A 20669-nucleotide genomic window follows, 5' to 3' on the forward strand; every position below is an offset into this window, starting at 1 on the left:
CAAGCGGCTTTTTGCGTCTGCGAACAGGGCTGACACGCGGGCACCGACGCATGGGCGAAGAATGCGTCGATCCGCCGGAGTGACGCACAAACATCACCCACCTTCAGCCCAAAATCGCGCGCGATGTCGCGGGTACCGTTGTGGCCGGTGCAGTGCGTTGCTAACGTTCAGTGTATTGGAAACGGAGGTTTCGATGTCATCGGATGTGCGCACCCCTATCACTCAGGCGATGAACGACGGTGCCCTGACCCGGCGCGAGCTGAAGGCGCTGATGATCCGGTCCGACCGTCCGGCGCTGACCCGTGTGGCGGGGTTCGTGCTGTTGTTGGTGATCGCGTCGTTGTTGATCTGGTTCGCGCAGGGCCATTGGTGGATTATGCCCGCAATGTTTTTGCAAGGCATTGTGATCGTGCATCTTTTTGCGCTGCAACATGAATGTGTTCACTACACCGCCTTCAAGACTCGCAAGCTGAACGATGTGTTCGGCAATCTCTGTGGCTATGCCATCATCCTGCCAAACCAGCAATTCCGTTATGAGCATTGCAACCACCACACCTATACCCAGCTCAAGGGGCAGGACCCCGAGCTGATCGAGCTGCCGATTTCGATCTGGAAATACCTTTGGTACATTTCGTCAGTGCCATATTGGCAGAACAAATTCCGTCAGATTGCCCGCAACGCCCCTGGGCAGTTGAACGACGAGGATCGCACTTTTCTGAGCAAATATGAGGCACCGATCATCATCCGCGAGGCGCGGTTGATGGTGGCGTTCTATGCAGTGCTGGGGCTGATTTGTCTGGCGACGGGTTGGACTGGTCCGCTGTGGTACTGGCTGCTGCCGCTGTTTCTGGGTGAGCCGGTGATGCGATTCATCCGGCTGACCGAACATGTTGGCCGTCCGAATGTCGACGACATGGCGGAAAATACCCGCACGTCGCTGGTGTCAAAACCGATGCAATTTCTGTCGTGGAATATGAATTTTCACGCCGAACACCACTATGCCGCTTCGGTCCCGTTCCACGCCCTGCCGCAACTGCACAAAAAACTGCATGGCTACGTCCATGTTGAAGAGCGCGGATATCTCGGCGCGCATATCGACATTGTGAAACAACTGACCGGGCGCAAACCCCGCAGCGATACACAGGCACCAAACGCGTGAGCCGTGACAAGAGTTGGCAGGATCTGATTGCTGTGGACGCGCTTGAACCGGGGGATGTCACCCCGGCAACGCTCGGGTCGCGCGATCTGGCGGTGTTTGATGCCAGCGACGGGCTGTTTGTCAGTATGGCGCGCTGCACCCATGGAGCGGCGAACCTTTGTGACGGGCATTTTGATGGCAGGTTTATCGAATGCCCGCTGCATCAGGGGCTGTTTGACGTGTGCGATGGATCTGCACGGGCGGCCCCCGCCCGAGTTCCGTTGCGGATGATTCCAGCGCGAGTGCGGGACGGGATGGTTCAGGTTCTGCTGTGATCTGCCGGTTTGGACCATAGACCACCGATTTCGCGCCCGGCGACATGGCGTGCCAGCAGCAGCGACAGCACCAGACCAGACATGACGCTGGTGCCAATCCCGAACCAGACCGACCACAGATCCCAGCCGCGCAAATTCAGGTACAGCCAGACAAAAAAGGCGACACCAAAGCCCTGACGGTAGATGCTGATCCACAGCACATAGATTGGCCGCTTTAACGCCTGAAGCAGCGAATTGATCAGGAACAGCATCGCATAGACCGGCAGCAACAGCGTGTCGAAATGCAGATAGCTGACACCGGCGGCGCGCACTTCGGGATCGTCGGTAAAGACGCCCATCGCCCAATCTGCCCCGAGCCACAGAATCGGGCAGGTGATCGCCATGAAGGTCAGCGCGACCTTGACACCATAGGCCAGCGCAGCACGAACCCGGTCAAAATCCCGCGCACCAAAGTTCTGCGCCGCAATCGGCAACAGTGATGTCGCGACCCCGAGAATGGGCAACAGCACCATTTGTTCGATTCGCAATCCGACGCCATAGGCGGCAATCGCGTGTCCGCCAAAGCCCTTGAGCGCAAACTGCACGGCAATACCGGCGAGGATCATCACTTGCAGGGAAAAGCTGGTCGGCAACATCTGCACGGCCAAAATGCGGAATGTCTTGACCCGTGGACGGAAATGTCGACGCTGCAGTCCCTCGGCCACTTCGGACCCGAGCAGCCGCCAAAGCATAAAGACCATAACGCCAGTCTGGCTAAGCACGGTGGACACCGCCAGCCCGTCAAATCCGATTCCGCCCCAAAGGCCAGGTAGTCCGTAGATCAGCAGAGGATTCAGGATGACATTGGCCAGAAATGCCACCCCCAGCGCCCGCGTCAGCGACACTGAATCGCCCTGTGCCTGCAGCGCTCCGTTGCAGGCGTAGGCGACGACAAAACCCGGAATCGCCAGTTGAAGCACCAGAAGATAGCGTGCGGCGGCGTCGCGATAGGCACCCGGTTCGGACACCAGCTGTACGATCCAGGGGCTTAGGATCAGCCCCACAGCCATCAACACGCCCGAGATCAATGCGGCGAATATCAGCGCCTGTCCGGTCAGGCGTCGCGCCTGTCGCGCGTCACGTGCGCCCAAGGCGCCGCCGACCAGCGCACTGACCCCCGACCCCAGGCCGAACCCAAACGCGACATAGACAAAGAACACACCAAAGCCGATGGACAGACCCGCCTGCGACGACGTCTCCAGCCGCCCGGCAAAATACATGTCGACCATGTTGTAGGCAGTGTTGAACACCATGCCGAGCGCAGCGGGCACCGCCAGCGTACGGAAATGCTGCGACATCGGGCCGATGGTCAGATCGACCTTGGGCGCGCGTTTCATCGGCGGGTCATACTGGGGTATCCGTCCCTTGCTCTGCTGCAATTTCGCGCGCCAGGCGCATGCGGAACAGCTTGGTCCCGGCATCCAGCCCCAAATCAATAAACGGCGTCGCGGGGGCTTTCATGCCCTTGTGAACCTCTTCCAGAACGACGCGGTCTTCCTCAAACGCCATGCGGGCGCCGGCGTTCATCTTTTCCGAGATCGCTTTGTCCTGCGGGTCAGTGTTGCGGTGCTGGAACCAGAAATAGCGTGTGCGGTCTGCGTCTATCGGGGTCATGAAATTGTAAGAGATGTTGATCAGTGTCAAATCCACCGGGGCGGCATCCGGCCCGCCTGTGCCCGGAGGGGTGTAGACAGATTTGTTCAGCGCAATGGCCGGCAGGCACATCTCGTAATGTTGCAGCCGGTCGCAATCGCCTTTGAACTTGACGATACCGGCGTAATAGGGCGACGGTGGTTGGCCATAGATCCAGCGCGACACGATCACGCCGCTGTCGGTTTTGACCACGTCCAGCGGTTGATCGTCCGTACCAGCCCCCGCAAACGAGGTGACATGCACCCAGGCGACATGGCTCGGGTCCAGCAGATTGTCGACGACCCAGAGGTAGTTGCAGTCGATGTCCAGCACACCGCCATCGGTATAGCCCCAGTCGGGATTGTCGAAATTCTCGATTGGAAAGATCAGGTCGGGGTCTGCCTGATCCGCGTCGCCCATCCAGATCCAGAGCAGGCGGTAGCGATCCACCACCGGATAGGATGTCACCACAGCGCGCCGTGGAATCTGGCCGGATTGGGTCGGGGCGGCGACGCAAGCACCTTGGCCGTCAAAGGTCAGCCCGTGATAGCCGCATTCCACAGCATCGCCCACAACCTTGCCCATCGACAGTGGCAGTTTGCGGTGTGGGCAGGCGTTTTCCAGGGCAACCGGGGTGCCATCCTGCTTGCGGTAGATCACGATATTTTCGCCCAGATACGTCTCGGCGGTCATGGCGCGGGTGTAATCTTTGGACCATCCGGCCACGTACCAGAAATTCTTTAGAAACATGCGTTTTGCCCCGTTTTGATCCCGGTGTCATATTGCGCCTCTTGGGTGTCGAAATCCAGCGCCAAGCGGTTATGATTGCGATAAGCGGGGCTAATCCTGTCGTGGTTTTGATTTCAGTGACGCGGGCAGGGGCGGCTGCTGGGCTGCTTCGCGTTTGATCCAGTTGATGAAGCGCGCGATTTTATCAGATTTTTTCTGCGCTTCGCCATACACCAGCCAATACGCGAGCGGCGAACGCGCCGTCTGCGAAAAGGGCCGCACCAGTCGCCCGCCGTGCAGCGCATCCATCACCAGTGGCCCGCGCCCCAGTGCCACGCCGATCCCCTGGATCGCCGCTTGGATCACCAGATTCGACTGACCAAAGCGCCGGGTGCGCGCCGGGGTAGGCAGGCTCAACCGGTTCTCACGCGCCCAATATTCCCAGTTTGGCGGGGTTGTGGTGTAGGGGGCGTATTCGTCGCGCAACTGCGTGTGCCAGACCAGATCGGCAACGTCGTTCAGCGGATGTGGCCCCCGGAGTAACGCGGGCGAGCAGACAGGAAATACGTCTTCTTGCATCAGTTTTTCGACCACGAACCCTGGATTGTGGCCGGTGCCATAGCGAATGCCGATATCGGCCTGCCCTTCGGCGAACCCACCTGTGCCGCTGTCCGTGGTGATCGAGATCGACAGATCCGGGTGCATCAGGTCGAAATTCATCAACCTCGGGAACAGCCAGACAAAGGCGAATCCCGGCAGACAAGAGATCACGATTGTATTATCGGCCCGTCGTTTGTCGCGGATATCCTCACAGACGTCCGAGATCCGGCCCAACCCTTCGGCAATGGCCTGGGCCAGCCGAGCGCCGTCGCGGTTGGGCTGGGACCGCCGTGCGCCGCGGGTCAAAAGGGCGTGGCCCAACCAATCCTCGAGCGATTTGACGTGCTGGCTGACTGCTGACTGACTGACGCCCAATTCATCGGCCGCGCCGGAAAAACTGGCGTGGCGCGCAACTGCCTCGAAGGCGCGAAGCGAGGTAAATGGCAAATTCAGGATCATATTAGTCAGACTAATAGAATTCATTATCGGATTCAATTGGTGCTGCACCTGCAAAGCGCGCAGCATGACACGACTATGACGGAGTGCGACATGACGCCCGCTGACGGTGCCACCAACATGCTGCTCAATTGCGCCGATGCTCGGATCGGCGAGCGGTTGCTGATTGCCTATGAATCCGCCGAACACGGCTACTACGGCGCTGACGCGGTGCCGTGTGTGGTCGCGGCCGCTGACGCGCTGGGGCTTGATGTGATGACGATGGATGTCGGGTTTTCGCCGCATAGTCCGCAGCTGACGCCAGAGTTGCTCGAGGGGATCGGCAGGTCAGACATTGTTGTGTTTCTTGCCCGGCTGGGGGATCAGCTGCGGTTTGCCGAAATGCCAGCAGGCAAACGTGTGGTGGTCAGTTTTGCCCTTGATGGGGATCACTTTGGCTCTGCCTTTGCCACAACTCATCACAAGGCAATGGTCGCATTGAAAACCCAGGTCACCGCTGCGCTGGAACAGGCACGCGATGTACGCGTGACTTGCGCGCTGGGCAGTGATTTTGCCGGGATGCCGAATATGGGGTCCGGGGCAGGTGGCGATACTTCGGTTCGCCGCTTTCCGATGTCGGTGTTTCAGCCGGTCCCGGCGCATGGATTCAGCGGCAAAGTGGCGCTCTGCGGCTTTCTTACCGGCACCGGTTCGCTGTATTACGACAATTACACACTGGAATTCGATGGGCCTGTGCTTGCTGTGATGCGCAATGGCCAGCTTGTGGGATTCGAGGGCGGGGCTAGTGATGTGGCGGCGGCCAATGCCCATTACGACAGAGTGTCCTCGATGTTCGGAATCGCGCGCAACCATGTGCATTCCTGGCATGCGGGCATCCATCCCGGTTGCGGCTATCTGCAAAACGCGCGGGACAATTTCGAACGCTGGGGGGGGGCTTCCTTTGGCAACCCGCGCATCCTGCACCTGCATACCTGTGGCACCTATGCCCCGGGCGAGATTTCGTGGAACATGCTGGATCCAACGATCGAGATTGACGGAGTCCCGGTTTGGGAAGGCGGCGCCTTTCACCCCGAGCGCGTTCCGGGCGGACAGGCGGTGCTCGACCGTTTTCGCTGCGCCGCCTCGGTGTTCAGCCGTCCGGAGCGACGGATCGGGTTTTGCAACTGACGCAGGCCCTGTTGCGGCGGTGTTGCAGAACTCTGGAATGAAGGATTCACAGCGAGCATCCATGGCGTTAGATTGGTGGCATGAGTAAGCCATCACCGCCCCGATACCGCACCACGAACTGGTTCGCCTACGACACTTCGCTGCGCAAGCGCGGGTCCTTGCTGATCTGGCTGGACAAGGAGATGAGCAGGCTCGCGCTGCATGATGCCCAAGGTGTCCACCGACGCCTTCATTGTGGGCGGGCCTGTCTACTGGGACGACTCCGCAGGCGTCGTGACAACCGACGAAGACGAGGTCGCTAAGCTGCCCCCAAAGAAGTAATAGGGTTGGATAGATGCCAATGAGTACCAAGGTCGAGAAGACAGTCGAGGGTACCCTGCGCCAAGTGGCTGTTTCTGCGGGCGTTGGCCCCGACGCCGACCGCTTGATTGTGGGCATCCCCGAAATCTGTTTCTGAAATCCAAGGGCCAACTTGGATTACTGCCCCTATAATAATGGGTGCGTAAGCAACAGGAAGTCGGTGCCTAGAAGAAAAATCCACGAAGGGATTGAAGCACTTTTAGAAGAGCTCGTTCCAGGGGAAGTCGGGCTGAAAGTCTTCACAACATTCATAGATGAGGCTGCCCGACGCAGTTCGAAAACGCTTCGAGCGACCGAGACAATCTTAGTAAAGAAATCGACGGCATGAAGCAGCAATGCCAAAGGCTTCTAGAAAAAATCGTGATGGAAGACGACGCTGATATCGCTTCCGCATTCAAGGGCATGCTCAAGAAAATGCAAATGCAAGTGAAGTTAAAAGAGCTTCAACACCTGAAATTGGTAGAGGAGGTTCAGTCTACCCCTGAATTGTCCGAACACTCAAATCGTTTCCTGGCAAACCCCTTAAAAATATGGAGAAATGGGGATCTACTGGGTAGGCGAACGATTCTTCGAGCTTGTTTTGCAACTCCCCCTAGATACGCCTTTGGGCGAGGGTTTCGAACACCAAAACCCACCTTGATTTTCAAGGCGTTAGGTGACGCAAAGGAGGGCGAGTTAGTTTTGGCGGAGAGACAGGGATTCGAACCCTGGGAACCCGTGAAGGCTCAACGGTTTTCGAGACCGCCCCATTCGACCACTCTGGCACCTCTCCGCAGGGTCTGGTGGGTGCGTTTAGCTTTATGCTGGCGGCAGCGCAACAGGGAAAATCAGCGTCGCGGGAAAATTCGCATGCGAATGCTGAGGGGAGGTGGGTTAGCCACTAGTGTGGCTTGGAAATTCGATCCGTACAGCATATCTCGGAGGGGCTGGTTGCAAAAGGATGGTATGCCATGATCGCTCGTCTTGTTTCTGTCGTGTTACTTGCGGTCTGTTCCGGTCCTGTGTGGGCATCTGACGCGTCGGACGAGCTGCTGCGCGCGCTTGGGATTGATGAAATCATTGATGTCATGCGCGACGAAGGCCTCGACTATGGTGCGGAAATGGCTTTGGATTTTCTTCCTGGCGGTGCGACGCAAGCCTGGAGCGAGATTGTATCGCAGCTCTACAATACGGATTCGATGTATCAGACGGTCCGCGAAGGATTCGCGGACGGACTCGAGGGCTCGGATCTGACCCCGTTGATCGCGTTCTTCAAAGCCGAGGAGGGTCAAAGGATCGTCGCGCTTGAGGTGAGCGCCCGACGGGCCATGATTGACGGCGATGTGGAGGAGGCTGCGCGCGACGTGTTTCGCGATCTTGACGGCACAGACAATCCGCAAGTTGCGCGGGTCGAACCGTTTGTCGCTGCCAACGATTTGATTGAGGCGAATGTCGCAGGTGCGATGAACGCCAGCTACAAATTTTATTCCGGTCTGGTGGATGGCGGCGCGCTTGAGCTTTCGGAAGACGAGATTTTTGCTGATGTCTGGTCGCAGGAAGAAGAGACCCGCGCAGATACGCGCGAATGGCTCTATGGGTTTCTGATGCTGGCTTATGGACCATTGGAGGACGAGGTTGTGGACTCGTATGTGGCGCTATCGTCGACGCCAGAAGGCAAGGCGATGAACCGGGCGCTGTTTGCCGGATTCAATACGATGTACGACGACTTGTCGTATGCATTGGGGCTGGCTGCGGCGCATCAGATGCGGGGCGAAGATTTATAGACCCGCAGGCGTGGCCTTTTGCCGCCACCCACGCTTGACAAATCGGGCGCGGGGCAACATAAGCGCGGCTCGCATCCCGATCCATCGACTTTGGGGTGTTTTCACGTTTGTTCATACGCCCTGAGATGGGGCGCGCAGTTCGAGGCGGCACGTGCCAGAAACATCCGGGCGACCGGACGGCCAGAGGACGCGGCAGAAAAGGAAATGACGCATGTTTGCGGTGATGAAGACCGGCGGCAAGCAATACAAGGTTCAGTCGGGCGATACGCTTCGGGTGGAACGGCTTGCAGCTGATGCTGGTGAAAAGATCCAGTTCAACGATATTCTGATGCTTGGCGGCGACACCACTGTCGTCGGCGCGCCCTTTGTAATGGGTGCTGCTGTGCAGGCCGAAGTGATCGATCAAGTCAAAGGTGACAAGGTCATTCATTTTGTGAAACGCCGCCGTAAGCATGGTTCGCAGCGGACCAAAGGCCACCGCCAAAAGCTGACACTGGTGCGTGTGACTGACATTCTCGCCGAAGGCGGTGACGCATCGGGTGTGAAGGCTGCGATCGGGTCGGGTTCTGTCTCTGGTGTGGCTGTTGCGTCTGCCACCCCGGCGGCGACTGCCCCCAAGGCCGCTCCGGCGACTGTTGGTGGCGACGATCTCAAGGTGCTGTCCGGCGTTGGCCCCGCGCTTGAGAAAAAGCTGCATGATGCAGGCGTGACCACCTACGCCCAAATCGCTGCCTGGACCGAAGCAGATGTCGAATCGTTTGGCGAGCTGCTGTCCTTCAAGGGCCGGATCGAGCGCGAAGGCTGGATCGAACAGGCCAAAAACCTGACATCGAACTAAGGAGACTGACCCATGGCACATAAAAAAGCAGGCGGTAGCTCCCGCAACGGTCGCGACTCGGCGGGACGTCGTCTTGGCGTAAAGCTGTACGGCGGCCAGTCGGCGATTGCCGGCAACATCATCGTGCGCCAGCGCGGCACCAAGTTTTGGCCGGGCGAGGGCGTTGGCCTGGGCAAGGATCACACCATCTTTGCCAAGACCGAGGGCGCTGTGACCTTTCACAAGGGCCTCAAGGGCCGCACCTTTATTTCGGTTCTGCCAGTGGCGGAGGCCGCTGAATAAGCCGACCTCAGGGTATTTGAACTTCGGGGGATCGGTGATAGCCGGTCCCCTTTGCTTTTTCCGGTGGCGATGGCCATCTGTAACGAAACTCTCAGATTTCACGGATATAGCCGCGATAGGGGCGCGGAGGCCGCGCAGGCGGGCCCTTTTCAAACGCACCACGGGATCTTGTACGCGCGGACAGATGATCCACGCATCTGGAGGAGATGGACTATGGGATTGGATCACGCTGCTTTGCAAAGCACGGTTGAAACCGAGCGTTTCGATTTGCGGCCGCTGCGCCGGTCGGACATGGGGCTGATCGCGCATTACACTGGGGATGTGCGTGTCGCCAGGATGACCACCAGCATCCCGCATCCGCTGCCACCGGGCAGTACCGAAGCATTTGTATCCCGTGCAGTGACCCCCGACCGGACCGAAGATATCTGGGCCATGGACGGGACCAAGGCGGAGGGACCCGAGGTGATGGGGTTGATTTCGCTTGAACGGCTGGATCGGGATCAGTCCGAAGTGGGCTATTGGGTCGCGCCGGGTTTCTGGAACACCGGCCTTGCATCGGATGCTGTTCGCGCGCTGGTCGAGGCAAATCCATTGGGCAGCGCCACCATGTTTGCCAGCGTATTTCAGGACAATCAGGCATCTGCGCGGGTGCTGACGAACTGCGGCTTTGAATATATCGGCGATGCCGAGGCGTTCTCGGTCGCGCGCAATTCCAAGGTCGCGACTTGGACCTATCTCAAGCGGCTGAAATAGCGCGTGGGGCAGGGCGGAAACGCTGTGCCCCTCCGGCGGCCAACGGGGAACGACCGAACATCGGTGCAGGGCGCATGCCCGGACTTGAGCCTGCACCCAATACGCTTTATCGCCTGAACCGCAACGCATGTGAGGCCCGCTATGAAATTTCTTGATCTCTGCAAGGTCTACATCCGCTCAGGTCAGGGTGGAGGCGGCGCTGTCAGCTTTCGCCGCGAAAAGTATATTGAATTCGGCGGGCCGGATGGCGGCGATGGTGGCAACGGCGGTTCAGTCTGGGTCGAGGCGGTGGATGGGCTTAACACGCTGATCGACTTTCGCTACCAGCAGCATTTTTTTGCTGACAATGGCCAGGCTGGCATGGGCCGACAGCGCACCGGCAAGACCGGCGAAGATATCTTATTGCGCGTCCCCGTCGGGACCGAAATTCTGGACGAAGACGAAGAGACCGTGATTGCCGATATGACCGAGCTGGGGCAACGCGTGCAACTGGCCAAGGGCGGCAATGGCGGCTGGGGCAACCTGCAATTCAAAAGCTCGACCAATCAGGGTCCGCGTCGCGCCAATGCGGGCCAGCCCGGGGTGGAACGTACGATCTGGCTGCGGCTCAAACTGATTGCGGATGTCGGTCTGGTCGGTCTGCCAAATGCCGGGAAATCGACCTTTCTCGCCGCGACGTCGAACGCGCGGCCCAAAGTGGCAGATTACCCGTTTACCACGCTGCACCCCAATCTCGGTGTCGTTGGTGTCGACAATGTCGAATTTGTCGTCGCCGACATTCCCGGCCTGATCGAAGGTGCGCACGAAGGCCGTGGTCTTGGTGATCTGTTTCTTGGCCACGTCGAACGCTGTGCGGTGTTGCTGCACCTGATTGACGGCACGTCTGGAACGCTGGTTGAAGATTACCAGACAATTCTCGACGAACTCTCGGCTTACGGTGCTGGGCTTGACGAAAAGCCAAAGATCACGGTCCTGAACAAGATCGACGCGCTCGACGATGAGGAACGCGAGTTTTTGAGGGGCGAACTTGAGGCCGCCGGCGCCGAGAACGTCATGCTGATGTCAGGCGTCAGCCGCGAAGGCGTAACCGAAGTGCTGCGTGCCCTACGGGCCGAAATTGACGACAATCGCCTCCGCGACCGCGTGGGAGAGGTCGAGGAGAACCAGCCGTGGCGTCCCTGACAACCGCTCGACGGTTGGTGGTCAAGATCGGTTCGGCGCTTCTGGTGGATCGGGTCAGCGGCGCGTTGCGGGCCGAATGGCTTGGCTCTATCGCGGCGGATGTGGCGCGGATCAAGGCACGCGGAACCGATGTTGTGCTGGTCTCTTCCGGTTCCATCGCGTTGGGGCGTCGGGTGCTGAGCCTGCCCGAAGCGGTTCTGCCACTAGAACAGTCGCAGGCCGCCGCAGCCGTCGGGCAAATCCGCCTTGCCCGCGCCTGGGAAGAAGCGCTGGCGCCGCATGATCTGACCACGGCGCAGATCCTTGTCACGCTTGAGGATAGCGCCGATCGCCGCCGTTATCTCAATTCCCGCGCCACGATGGAGACGTTGCTGGGCTTTGGCGTGGTGCCAATTGTGAACGAAAATGATACCGTCGCCACGGACGAGATTCGGTTTGGTGATAATGATCGTCTCGCGGCGCAGGTGGCGGTGACTGTCGGGGCTGACCAGCTTGTCCTGTTGTCAGACGTCGATGGGTTCTACACCGGCAACCCCCAGATCGACCCCAGTGCCACCCGCTATGACGTGATAGATCAGATCACCCCCGAGATCGAGGCGATGGCCGGCGACGCGGGATCAGGTCTCTCCAAAGGCGGGATGAAGACAAAACTGATGGCCGCGCGCACCGCGACCGCCTCTGGTTGCACCATGGCGATTACCGAAGGCTCGGTGCTGCACCCGTTGACTGCCCTTGAGCAGGGCGCGCCTGCGACCTGGTTCACCGCTCAGATGGACCCGCATGCCGCCCGAAAACGCTGGATCGCGGCGATGAAACCACAGGGCACACTGATCGTCGACGCCGGTGCGGCAGGGGCCCTGGCACGTGGAAAATCTCTGCTGCCGGCCGGAATTGTCGCTGTCGAAGGCAACTTTGGTCGTGGTGATCCGGTTGCGATCCGCAGCGGCGCGGGCAGTGATCTGGGACAGGGGCTCACCCGCTATACCGCTACAGAGGCGCGCGCCATCCAAGGACATAAATCCACGGAAATCGAAACTATTCTGGGCTATCCAGGCCGCGCCGTGCTGATCCACAGGGATGACATGGCGGTCTAGCCGCACTTCTTCTCTTTCTAAATACGCAGATCCGACCGCAGAAAAAGGCACTGACTCATGCAGGACCATAGCGACATTCCCACTCTGATGGCCGACATTGGCACCCGCGCGCGCGTGGCTTCCAGCCAGCTGGCCAATGCGTCGCCAACGGCCAAAACACAGGCGCTGATGGCTGCCGCTGACGCCGTTTGGGCCGCGCGGGAAACAATCATCGCCGCCAACGAGAAAGACATGGCGTTCGGTCGCGACAAGGGATTGTCCGATGCGATGATGGATCGGCTGTTGCTGACCGAAGCGCGGATTCAATCCATGGTTGACGGGCTGCGCGCCATCGCCGGACAAGAGGACCCGATTGGCACGGTGATGACAGAATGGGACCGTCCCACCGGTCTGCATATCCAACGGGTGCGCACTCCGCTGGGTGTCATCGGCATTATCTACGAAAGTCGGCCCAACGTGACGGCGGATGCCGGGGCGCTCTGCCTGAAATCCGGCAACGCGGCAATCTTGCGCGGCGGCTCCGAAAGCTTTTATTCCGCAACCGCCATTCACGCCTGCCTGGTTGCCGGGTTGCGCGCAGCGGGTCTGCCCGAGGACGCGATTCAACTGATCCCCACACGCGACCGCGCCGCCGTATCTGAGCTTTTGACAATGACCGGGACTGTCGATGTGATCGTACCGCGCGGCGGCAAGGGACTGGTCGGACTGGTTCAGCGCGAGGCAAGGGTGCCGGTGTTTGCCCATCTCGAAGGGATCGTTCACATTTATGTCGACGCCAACGCAGATCCGGTCAAGGCGCTGAACGTGGTTCTGAACGCCAAGACGCGGCGCACCGGAATTTGTGGTGCCGCGGAATGCCTGCTGATTCACCGCGACGTGGTGGACACGATTGGGCAGGGGCTGATCCGGGCCTTGCTGGACGCCGGAGTCGAGGTGCGCGCCGACGAGACGCTCCAGGCCATTCCCGGCACCGTCGCCGCGACCCAAGCGGACTGGGGCACAGAATTCCTTGATATGGTGATTGCAGCCCGTGTGGTGCCGGATATCGACGCGGCGATCGCTCATATCCGTACTTACGGATCTAGCCATACGGAATGTATCCTGACCGAGGATGATGCCGCCGCCGGCCAGTTCTTTGACCAGCTGGACAGTGCGATCCTGATGCGCAACGTTTCGACCCAATTCGCCGACGGTGGTGAATTTGGAATGGGGGCCGAGATTGGTATCGCGACGGGCAAGTTACATGCGCGTGGCCCGGTCGGAGCCGAACAGCTGACCAGCTTTAAGTACCTCGTTACCGGCGACGGCGCGATTCGGTCCTGACGCCCGCCGCTGGGGCGATCAAACCACGACCAGTAGCCTGTCATCCTCGGGGTGGCAGGCAAGCGTTCTCTCGGTATCTCGTAGCAACACCCGCAGCAGCGCAAATTGCACCATCGCAGGCGAAATCTCGACATCCTCGGCGTTGTCGGTCAGCACCGACCAAAGCTCGGGTTGGATGGTCAGGCGTGGCGATGTGCCCTCAATCCGAAAGCGCCCATCGGACCAGTGTACAACCACCGACCCACCGCGCGGCATTGTGGATTCGATACACATCAGCACCAAAAAGGCGAGTTGCACTTCGTGTCTGGGCAGATCCCCAGTCACCTGCCAGTCCGTTTTCACGCGCGACCCGGCGTCTAGATCGCGCAGCACCGCCAACACCTCGCGCTGGCTGATCCGCTGTGCATCGCCAGCGCTGCCAAAGGCGATGCGAAAGAAACGAATCCGTGCGGCGGCGCTGACACAGCTGTCATTGATCAGCTGCATTTCCGGGCTGGTGCTGTCGGTTCCGCCCATCGACATTAATTCCAGCCCGTTGCTTATAGCGCCGATCGGGCTGATCAGATCGTGACAGATGCGTGACCCTATCAAAGCGGCGAGGTCGGTAGTATCTTTGGGCATGAATTGCTCCGAAACGAGGAGGTGTGGATGAACGCGCTGAATGCAATACTGGAACCGGGCATGCTGGTCACGCATCCCGATCAGCCTGACTGGGGAACCGGGCAGGTGCAATCAAACATCGGGGACAGGATTACGGTGAATTTCCGCGAAGAGGGCAAGGTTGTTATAGATGGTTCCCGTATCACGTTGCTGCCCTTCTTTGAAGCACCAGACTAGGGTGCGATAGTTTACGACAGGTTAATCTCCGGCATCGCGCAGCGGTTGCCAACCCTGTTGTCCCGGCCTAGACACCCCGTGATGACGTTCGTCTGGGAGCCGATCATGGTAGCCACCTCGCCCGAATTTACCGTTCGGCTGGCACGGTCCGCCGCGGATCTGCGCGCGGCGCAGCGGTTACGCTACGAGGTATTTGTAGCCGAGCTGGGCGGCGGCGGCGCGATGGTCGACCACGACGCCCGCCTCGAGCAGGACCGGTTCGACCCGTTCTTTGATCATCTCATTTTATGCGACGCCGCGCGACCCGGTGAGGTTATCGGCGTTTATCGTGTTCTGCGCAGCGATCAGGCTGCCGCGGCCGGTCAGTTCTACTCGGAAGATGAATACGACCTGGCCCCGCTGCAAAACACCGGGCGCACGCTGCTGGAATTGGGGCGATCCTGTTTGCATCCAGACTATCGCGGTGGATCCGCGATGGTCCATCTGTGGCAGGCGCTTGCCCGGTATGTCGATGAGCACGGTATCGAAATCCTGTTTGGCGTCGCCAGCTTTCACGGCACCGATGTCGAGGCGCTTGCGCATCCCTTGTCGTATCTTCATGCGCGCCACCTTGCACCGGACGAGTTGCGGGTTCGCGCGCGGGCGTACCAACCGATGGATCTGTTGCCCCCGGACGAGATTGACCGCAAACGTGCGGTGATCGAAACGCCGGCCTTGATCAAGGCCTATTTGCGGCTGGGCGGGTGCGTTGGGGATGGTGCGTTTGTGGACCATGCCTTTCACACCACCGATGTCTGTCTGGTGATGGATACAGCGCGGATGAATGACCGTCAAAAGGGCCTGTATCAGCGCGATGCGGCGAAATGAGCGTCACATGGAACGCTGGAGATGCCCCCGAACCGCAGAAATACGGTGTCCGCGACTGGCTAAGGGTCTTGCGGCGCGGGCTCATGCTGGGGATCGTGGTCTTTGGCGGACTTGTGCTGCTGTTGCTGGTCCGGCTGATTGAACGCCCGCTATGTGGTATGGACCGACCGGTGACACCCTATATCACTCAGGGGGTGTGTCGCGCGGCGTTTGTCATTCTCGGTTTGCCAATTCGCGTGCAGGGTCCACGCATCGGTGGGCCCGGTGCGGTCGTGGCGAACCATTCGTCCTGGTTGGATATCTTTGCGTTGAATTCGCGCAAGAACGTTTACTTTGTTTCAAAATCCGAGGTGGCAGGCTGGCCCGGTATCGGCTGGCTCGCCCGCGCCACCGGCACATTGTTCATCCGCCGTGATCCGCGCGATGCCAAGGCGCAGACTAGGGCATTTGCGCAACGGATGTCGCACGGCCACCGGCTGTTGTTCTTTCCCGAGGGGACCTCGACCGACGGGTTGCGGGTCTTACCCTTTAAATCAACGCTTTTCGCGGCGTTCTTTGATCCGTCGCTGCGCCAGAATGTGCAGATCCAGCCGGTCACAGTGGTGTATCATCCGCCACCGGGCGCCGATCCGCGGTTCTATGGCTGGTGGGGCGACATGAGCTTTGGCAGCCATCTGGTCAAGACGCTGGCAGCGCCGAAACAAGGTCGGGTAGAGCTGATCTATCATCCGCCGCTGCGGGTCGCCGATTTTCCCACCCGCAAGGCCCTGGCGCAGCAGCTCGAAGATCAGGTGCGTCGCGCCCATTCCCGGCTGTCAGCACCAGAGTCCTGAAGGTGTTAGCTGGCAGTCTCTGAGAGCCCCTGCATCAATACCCGCAGTGCATCTACCGGATCATTCTGGCGCCAGATCTCTTCACCGATGGCAAAGAAGTCTGTCATGTGGGCCAATCTCCGGATCGTCGCATCGTCCAACGCGCCTTCCGCGACAACCGGCAGTTCAATCATTTCGGACCACCACTGGAACAGATCCGTGTCCGCTAATGTACCGTCGCCCAACGCGTTTGGCCCGACCGGGCCAAAGCTGATGTAATCCGCGCCAGCCTCAGCCGCGTTGATGCCCTCATGGCGGGAATCGCCGCAATATGCGCCGATAATCGCCTCGGGCCCAAGGGTTTTCCGGGCAAAGCGGATTGATCGTGCCCCATCGACCAAATGCACACCGTCTAAACCCAGTCGCTGCGCCAGCATCACATGGGTGTCGATGACCATGGCGACGTCATGCGCATGCGCAATTTCGCGCAGCGCATCGGCGGCCCGAAGAATGCGATCCTCGTCCTGGGTGGCCAGCGCCAGCCGGATACAGGCCACGTCGGTGGTTTCCAGCACGGCGGACAATTGCGCAGGAAAGCTGTTCAGGTCGAACTCAGGCGGGGTGATCAAGTATAACTGTGGCTGCTCGGTCTCGGTCATATCCGGGCGCTCCCTCGGTAATCGCGGCATTCGCGTGGCTATAGCGCGCTGCATTCGGTTTGACCATCGGGTTGCTGCTATTTCGATGACTGGTTCATGACACGGGGTTGCGACGATTGGCGACAGAAAAACGCCAGTTGCCGGGCACTGCGCACTTGCCGCCCGTCGCCGGGCGGCATAGGCAATTCGCCATGACAGATCCAACCGCCAGCCCCGCGCCCTTGCCCCAACCCAGCGTTGTCCTTGTGCGTCCGCAGATGGGTGAAAACATTGGTGCAGCTGCCCGCGCCATGCTGAATTTCGGTCTGGACCGAATGCGGCTTGTTGCGCCGCGTGACGGCTGGCCGAACCAGAGCGCGGTTGCCATGGCGTCCGGTGCCGGGCGGGTGCTGGACGGGGTACAGGTCTATCCAACCACGGCTGAGGCGGTCGCGGATGCGAGCTTTGTGCTGGCCACCACGGCGCGGGTGCGCGGGCTGACGAAGCCGGTCTATAGCCCCGAAGGCGCGATGATCGAGGCGCAGGCGCGCATCGCGGCAGGCGAAAAGGTGGCGGTATTGTTCGGCCCGGAACGCGCCGGGTTGGAGAATGACGATATTGCATTGGCCAATGCCATTGTGACGGTGCCGGTCAACCCGGAGTTTCCGTCGCTGAACCTGGCGCAATGCACATTGCTGATGGGCTATGAGTGGCGCCGCGCAACAACCGCGATTGCCCCACGGACAGAGGCAATGGCCGGATCTGACTGGGCCACCGTGCTGGACGTCGAAACGCTTGCGCAGCATTACGAAGATCGGATGGAAACGGCCGGTTTCTTCTTTCCCGAGTCCAAGGCGCAGAGCATGAAGATCAATCTGCGCAATCTCTGGAGCCGGATGCCGCTGACGCAGATGGACGTGCGGATGCTGCACGGGGTGATGCGTCAAATGGTGCGCTGGAAGGAACATGGCGACTGACTTGAAGCGTCACGCAGAGGGGCCTAGGTTCCCGCAGAATAAGGAGCCAGCGATGACAGGGAAACGCAGCATTTTCGAAGAGGTGGGTACCGATGCCCCCAAACCGCAGGACCGTGCGGCGACGACCGGTATCATCGACCGTGGCCGGAATGGCGCACGCGGGGCGATCCGGCTGTGGATTATGATGCTGTTTACGCTCGTCGTGGTGATGATTGCGGTGGGCGGGCTGACCCGGCTGACGGATTCGGGGTTGTCGATCACGGAATGGCAACCGGTTTCGGGGGCGATGCCACCCTTGAACCTTGCTGACTGGCAGGCGGAATTTGCAAAATATCAGGCCAGCCCGGAATACCAGTTGCAGAACCAGGGCATGAGCCTGTCGTCGTTTCAGTTCATCTATTGGTGGGAATGGGGGCACCGGCAATTGGGCCGGGTTATCGGACTGGTCTGGGCCGTCGGGTTCTTTGGGTTTCTGGCGGCGCGCAAGATCCCTGTGGGCTGGACGGGTCGGCTATTGTTGCTTGGGGCGTTGGGCGGCGCGCAGGGGGCAATCGGCTGGTGGATGGTGTCGTCTGGCCTGACCGGGGATCAGACTGACGTGGCGAGCTATCGACTGGCGACGCATCTGGGGCTGGCCTTTGTCATTCTGGGTTTCATTGCGTGGTATGTCTTTGCGCTGGGGCGCGAAGACCGGGTGCTGATGCAGGCGCGCCGTTCGCGCGAATCGCGTCTGGCAGGTTGGGGGACGGCGCTGGCCGTTCTGGCCTTTGTGCAGATCCTGATTGGCGCGCTGGTCGCGGGCATTGACGCAGGCCGCAATTATACCGACTGGCCGCTGATGGCCGGAGCATTCTTGCCACCAACGCCGTTCGAGATCGAACCGATCTGGCGCAATTTCTTTGAAAATGACGGCCTTGTGCAGTTTGTGCACCGCATGGTTGGCTACGGTCTGTTTCTGCTGGGCCTGGTTGTCTGGACCCGCGCGCGCAAATCGCCCAATTCGGATACGCGATTCCGGTTCAACGCCGTGCTGGGGATGCTGGTGCTGCAGATGCTACTGGGCATCGGCACAGTGCTGTACGGCGCGCCCTGGCATATCGCGATCCTTCACCAGCTTGGTGCGGTTCTGCTGTGGGTGCTGATCCTGCGCGCCCGCTTTGCCGCACAATATCCGATTGCTCAATCCCTGAGAGGGACCAGATGACCAACGCTTTTGACGATCTCATGGCCTTTCAACGCGACACCGGCGCCCTTGGGCAAATCGCGGGGCGGCTGGGCTGGGATCAGGAAACCATGATGCCGCGCGGCGCTGCCGACCAGCGCGGCGATGAGATGGCCGCGATCGAATCCGTGCTGCATGCCCGCAAGACTGACCCGCGGGTTGGTGACTGGCTGGCCGAGCTGGCGGGCGCGCAACTCGACCCTGTGGGGCAGGCGCAGCTGCGCCATATCCGCCGCACCTTTGATCGCGCAAGCCGGGTGCCGGCGCGACTGGCGTCGGAGATTGCCCGTGTCACATCACGATCCCACGGCCTGTGGGCCGAGGCGCGCGCGGCGGACGATTTCGCAACTTTCGCACCCGTGCTGAAAGAAGTGCTGGCCCTGCGCCGCGAAGAGGGGGCCGCGCTGTCAGACGGGGCCGATGTCTATGACGCGCTGCTTGACGATTACGAACCCGGAGCGACTGCGGCGGGCCTGTCGACGATGTTTGGTGCGCTTCGCCCGCGTCTTGTTGCCCTGCGCGCAGAGATCCTGGAGAGGCCGCAGCCCAAGGGGCTGTCGGGTGAGTTTGACGAGGCGGCGCAGATGAAGCTGACGCGCCAGATTGCGCAAACCTTTGGCTATGATCTGAGCCGCGGGCGGGTGGATAAGGCGGTGCATCCGTTCAGCTCCGGTTCCGGCAACGACGTGCGTATCACCACGCGCACCAGTGCGAGCGATCCGTTCAACTGTCTCTACTCCACGATCCACGAGGTCGGCCACGCCTGCTACGAACAGGCGATTGCGCAAGAGTATCGGCTCACGCCGCTGGGGCAGGGCGTGTCGATGGGCGTACATGAAAGCCAGAGCCGGATTTACGAGAACCAACTGGGCCGCAGCCGCGCCTTTACCGGATGGCTGTTCGCCCGGATGACGGATAACTTTGGTGATATGGGGCTGGCGGATGCTGATGCATTCCACGCCGCCGTCAACCGGGTGCAGAACGGTTTTATTCGGACCGAATCCGATGAGGTGCAATACAATTTGCATGTGCTGCTGCGGTTCGATCTGGAACGCGCGCTGATCGCAGGCGCGCTCGAGGTTGAGGATCTGGAAGTCGCGTGGAATGATCGCTTTAAGGCGGATTTCGGCTTCGATGTCGACCGCCCCTCGAACGGGGTGCTTCAGGATGTGCATTGGTCGGCGGGGTTGTTTGGCTATTTCCCGACCTATTCATTGGGAAATGTTTATGCCGGATGTCTGAATCAAGCGTTGCGCGCGGCGGTGCCGGATCTGGATGACCAACTGGCGCAGGGTAATCTGACAGCTGCCACAGCATGGCTGCGCGAACACGTGCAACAATATGGTGGATTGTACGAGCCGCGCGAGGTCATTGCGCGGGCCTGCGGTGCAGAGCCTTCGGAGAAGCCACTGCTCGATTACTTGGAGACCAAGTTCGGCGCGATCTACGATTTCGCAACCTGATCCTGCGGAGTGCGCGTGCCGCGCACGCTGGTTTCCGGAGTGTGTGGCACGCGCGAGCCCGCTCCGAGGGGTGGTGTCGGCGGATAGGTCTGAGCGCCATTGCCTGGAGTGCTCTGGGAGCGGTCGCGTTGCTGGAGCGAGAGCGAGTCCTGCAAGAACGGG

General features: G+C 60.2%; 23 protein-coding genes, 1 tRNA gene and 1 pseudogene. 19 read left to right on the top strand and 6 right to left on the bottom strand.

The annotated features are described in order from the left end of the window. Positions 1-193: 193 nt before the first annotated feature. Positions 194-1159 (top strand): fatty acid desaturase family protein, encoded by a 966-nt coding sequence (locus tag IMCC21224_RS08285; protein WP_047994946.1) that lies wholly within the window; start codon positions 194-196, stop codon positions 1157-1159. Further along, a complete protein-coding gene (locus IMCC21224_RS08290; RefSeq protein WP_047994947.1) occupies positions 1156-1473 on the top strand; it encodes a non-heme iron oxygenase ferredoxin subunit in 318 nt (105 codons plus the stop codon). The genes IMCC21224_RS08285 and IMCC21224_RS08290 overlap by 4 nt, the downstream gene beginning before the upstream one ends. Here IMCC21224_RS08290 and IMCC21224_RS08295 read toward each other — a convergent pair. From IMCC21224_RS08295 to IMCC21224_RS08305, 3 genes are all read right to left on the bottom strand, one after another. Beyond that, positions 1458-2849 (bottom strand): MATE family efflux transporter, encoded by a 1392-nt coding sequence (locus tag IMCC21224_RS08295; RefSeq protein ID WP_047994948.1) that lies wholly within the window; start codon positions 2847-2849, stop codon positions 1458-1460. The genes IMCC21224_RS08290 and IMCC21224_RS08295 overlap by 16 nt on opposite strands. Positions 2850-2856: 7 nt before the next feature. Beyond that, positions 2857-3894, bottom strand: coding sequence for an aromatic ring-hydroxylating dioxygenase subunit alpha (locus IMCC21224_RS08300; RefSeq protein WP_047994949.1), 1038 nt, complete (start codon positions 3892-3894; stop codon positions 2857-2859). A gap of 90 nt (positions 3895-3984) precedes the next feature. Beyond that, positions 3985-4956 (bottom strand): LysR substrate-binding domain-containing protein, encoded by a 972-nt coding sequence (locus tag IMCC21224_RS08305; protein WP_231582042.1) that lies wholly within the window; start codon positions 4954-4956, stop codon positions 3985-3987. Between the two features lie 66 nt (positions 4957-5022). Between IMCC21224_RS08305 and IMCC21224_RS08310 the strand changes: the two genes are divergently transcribed. From IMCC21224_RS08310 to IMCC21224_RS28820, 4 genes and pseudogenes are all read left to right on the top strand, one after another. After that, the gene (locus IMCC21224_RS08310) at positions 5023-6096 is read left to right on the top strand and encodes a hypothetical protein (RefSeq protein WP_231582043.1); all 1074 of its coding nucleotides are present in this window, start codon (positions 5023-5025) and stop codon (positions 6094-6096) included. Positions 6097-6176: 80 nt separating this feature from the next. Next, positions 6177-6302: pseudogene (locus IMCC21224_RS27715) on the top strand (IS5/IS1182 family transposase); the annotation flags it as partial. Continuing rightward, complete coding sequence (locus tag IMCC21224_RS28915) at positions 6301-6417, top strand: capsid cement protein (protein ID WP_369796041.1); 117 nt, start codon at positions 6301-6303, stop codon at positions 6415-6417. The pseudogene IMCC21224_RS27715 and the gene IMCC21224_RS28915, both read left to right, overlap by 2 nt. A gap of 13 nt (positions 6418-6430) precedes the next feature. Then, positions 6431-6553, top strand: coding sequence for a hypothetical protein (locus IMCC21224_RS28820; RefSeq protein ID WP_255347984.1), 123 nt, complete (start codon positions 6431-6433; stop codon positions 6551-6553). Between the two features lie 585 nt (positions 6554-7138). Here IMCC21224_RS28820 and IMCC21224_RS08315 read toward each other — a convergent pair. After that, positions 7139-7228 (bottom strand) — tRNA-Ser (locus IMCC21224_RS08315). A gap of 178 nt (positions 7229-7406) precedes the next feature. On the opposite strand from IMCC21224_RS08315, the gene IMCC21224_RS08320 reads away from it, so the two are divergent. From IMCC21224_RS08320 to IMCC21224_RS08350, 7 genes are all read left to right on the top strand, one after another. Further along, positions 7407-8219, top strand: a complete 813-nt coding sequence (locus IMCC21224_RS08320) for a DUF2059 domain-containing protein (RefSeq protein ID WP_047994952.1) — start codon at positions 7407-7409, stop codon at positions 8217-8219. Positions 8220-8430: 211 nt separating this feature from the next. Continuing rightward, positions 8431-9057 (top strand): 50S ribosomal protein L21, encoded by a 627-nt coding sequence (locus tag IMCC21224_RS08325; RefSeq protein ID WP_047994953.1) that lies wholly within the window; start codon positions 8431-8433, stop codon positions 9055-9057. Between the two features lie 12 nt (positions 9058-9069). After that, positions 9070-9339: a 50S ribosomal protein L27 gene (rpmA, locus tag IMCC21224_RS08330; protein WP_047994954.1), complete on the top strand. Its 270-nt coding sequence runs from the start codon at positions 9070-9072 to the stop codon at positions 9337-9339. Positions 9340-9552: 213 nt separating this feature from the next. Beyond that, positions 9553-10092, top strand: coding sequence for a GNAT family N-acetyltransferase (locus IMCC21224_RS08335; RefSeq protein ID WP_047994955.1), 540 nt, complete (start codon positions 9553-9555; stop codon positions 10090-10092). Between the two features lie 141 nt (positions 10093-10233). Next, a complete protein-coding gene (gene obgE / locus IMCC21224_RS08340) occupies positions 10234-11274 on the top strand; it encodes a GTPase ObgE (RefSeq protein WP_047994956.1) in 1041 nt (346 codons plus the stop codon). Then, a complete protein-coding gene (gene proB, locus IMCC21224_RS08345) occupies positions 11262-12368 on the top strand; it encodes a glutamate 5-kinase (RefSeq protein ID WP_047994957.1) in 1107 nt (368 codons plus the stop codon). The genes obgE and proB overlap by 13 nt, the downstream gene beginning before the upstream one ends. A gap of 57 nt (positions 12369-12425) precedes the next feature. Then, complete coding sequence (locus tag IMCC21224_RS08350) at positions 12426-13691, top strand: glutamate-5-semialdehyde dehydrogenase (RefSeq protein ID WP_047994958.1); 1266 nt, start codon at positions 12426-12428, stop codon at positions 13689-13691. A gap of 18 nt (positions 13692-13709) precedes the next feature. Here the strand turns inward: IMCC21224_RS08350 and IMCC21224_RS08355 are convergent, their stop codons facing one another. Next, the gene (locus tag IMCC21224_RS08355) at positions 13710-14312 is read right to left on the bottom strand and encodes a histidine phosphotransferase family protein (protein ID WP_047994959.1); all 603 of its coding nucleotides are present in this window, start codon (positions 14310-14312) and stop codon (positions 13710-13712) included. A 27-nt stretch (positions 14313-14339) separates the two neighbouring features. Between IMCC21224_RS08355 and IMCC21224_RS08360 the strand changes: the two genes are divergently transcribed. The 3 genes from IMCC21224_RS08360 to IMCC21224_RS08370 all read left to right on the top strand — a co-directional run bounded on the left by IMCC21224_RS08360 (position 14340) and on the right by IMCC21224_RS08370 (position 16228). Next, positions 14340-14528: a DUF3553 domain-containing protein gene (locus tag IMCC21224_RS08360; protein ID WP_047994960.1), complete on the top strand. Its 189-nt coding sequence runs from the start codon at positions 14340-14342 to the stop codon at positions 14526-14528. A gap of 105 nt (positions 14529-14633) precedes the next feature. Next, positions 14634-15395, top strand: a complete 762-nt coding sequence (locus IMCC21224_RS08365) for a GNAT family N-acetyltransferase (protein ID WP_047996981.1) — start codon at positions 14634-14636, stop codon at positions 15393-15395. Beyond that, a complete protein-coding gene (locus IMCC21224_RS08370; RefSeq protein WP_047994961.1) occupies positions 15392-16228 on the top strand; it encodes a 1-acyl-sn-glycerol-3-phosphate acyltransferase in 837 nt (278 codons plus the stop codon). The genes IMCC21224_RS08365 and IMCC21224_RS08370 overlap by 4 nt, the downstream gene beginning before the upstream one ends. A 5-nt stretch (positions 16229-16233) precedes the next feature. Here the strand turns inward: IMCC21224_RS08370 and IMCC21224_RS08375 are convergent, their stop codons facing one another. Then, the gene (locus tag IMCC21224_RS08375; RefSeq protein WP_047994962.1) at positions 16234-16866 is read right to left on the bottom strand and encodes a thiamine phosphate synthase; all 633 of its coding nucleotides are present in this window, start codon (positions 16864-16866) and stop codon (positions 16234-16236) included. A gap of 191 nt (positions 16867-17057) precedes the next feature. Here IMCC21224_RS08375 and IMCC21224_RS08380 point away from each other — a divergent pair, with 191 nt between their 5' ends. The 3 genes from IMCC21224_RS08380 to IMCC21224_RS08390 are packed head-to-tail and all read left to right on the top strand — an operon-like array spanning position 17058 to position 20507. Continuing rightward, the gene (locus tag IMCC21224_RS08380) at positions 17058-17822 is read left to right on the top strand and encodes an RNA methyltransferase (protein WP_047994963.1); all 765 of its coding nucleotides are present in this window, start codon (positions 17058-17060) and stop codon (positions 17820-17822) included. A 52-nt stretch (positions 17823-17874) separates the two neighbouring features. Beyond that, complete coding sequence (gene ctaA, locus IMCC21224_RS08385) at positions 17875-19026, top strand: heme A synthase (protein WP_047994964.1); 1152 nt, start codon at positions 17875-17877, stop codon at positions 19024-19026. Continuing rightward, complete coding sequence (locus IMCC21224_RS08390) at positions 19023-20507, top strand: carboxypeptidase M32 (RefSeq protein ID WP_047994965.1); 1485 nt, start codon at positions 19023-19025, stop codon at positions 20505-20507. The genes ctaA and IMCC21224_RS08390 overlap by 4 nt, the downstream gene beginning before the upstream one ends. The last annotated feature ends 162 nt before the right edge of the window (positions 20508-20669 follow it).

Source organism: Puniceibacterium sp. IMCC21224, from assembly GCF_001038505.1.
Lineage (GTDB): Bacteria > Pseudomonadota > Alphaproteobacteria > Rhodobacterales > Rhodobacteraceae > Puniceibacterium.